Source organism: Massilia sp. LXY-5 (genome assembly GCF_059801075.1).
On record NZ_JBNNEH010000017.1, the window covers coordinates 1 to 1,013 of the forward strand.

Sequence of the window (1,013 nt, forward strand, 5' to 3'; positions counted from 1 at the left end):
TTCCTGACATGTCAAGGGTAGGTAAGGTTTTTCGCGTTGCATCGAATTAATCCACATCATCCACCGCTTGTGCGGGTCCCCGTCAATTCCTTTGAGTTTTAATCTTGCGACCGTACTCCCCAGGCGGTCTACTTCACGCGTTAGCTGCGTTACCAAGTTAATTAAAACCCGACAACTAGTAGACATCGTTTAGGGCGTGGACTACCAGGGTATCTAATCCTGTTTGCTCCCCACGCTTTCGTGCATGAGCGTCAATCTTGACCCAGGGGGCTGCCTTCGCCATCGGTGTTCCTCCACATCTCTACGCATTTCACTGCTACACGTGGAATTCTACCCCCCTCTGCCAGATTCAAGCCTTGCAGTCTCCATCGCAATTCCCAGGTTGAGCCCGGGGCTTTCACGACAGACTTACAAAACCGCCTGCGCACGCTTTACGCCCAGTAATTCCGATTAACGCTTGCACCCTACGTATTACCGCGGCTGCTGGCACGTAGTTAGCCGGTGCTTATTCTTCAGGTACCGTCATTAGCAAAGGATATTAGCCCCTACCGTTTCTTCCCTGACAAAAGAGCTTTACAACCCGAAGGCCTTCTTCACTCACGCGGCATTGCTGGATCAGGCTTGCGCCCATTGTCCAAAATTCCCCACTGCTGCCTCCCGTAGGAGTCTGGACCGTGTCTCAGTTCCAGTGTGGCTGGTCGTCCTCTCAGACCAGCTACTGATCGTGGCCTTGGTGAGCCTTTACCTCACCAACTAGCTAATCAGATATCGGCCGCTCCAGGAGCATGAGGTCTTGCGATCCCCCACTTTCATCCTTAGATCGTATGCGGTATTAGCGTAACTTTCGCTACGTTATCCCCCACTCTTGGGTACGTTCCGATATATTACTCACCCGTTCGCCACTCGCCACCAGGGTTGCCCCCGTGCTGCCGTTCGACTTGCATGTGTAAAGCATGCCGCCAGCGTTCAATCTGAGCCAGGATCAAACTCTTCAGTTCAATCTCTGTTTGTTG

General features: G+C 52.5%; 1 rRNA gene. It reads right to left on the reverse strand.

The features are described from left to right. A 16S ribosomal RNA gene (locus ACI48I_RS24135) occupies nucleotides 1-998 on the reverse strand; the annotation flags it as partial. Nucleotides 999-1,013: the final 15 nt, after the last annotated feature.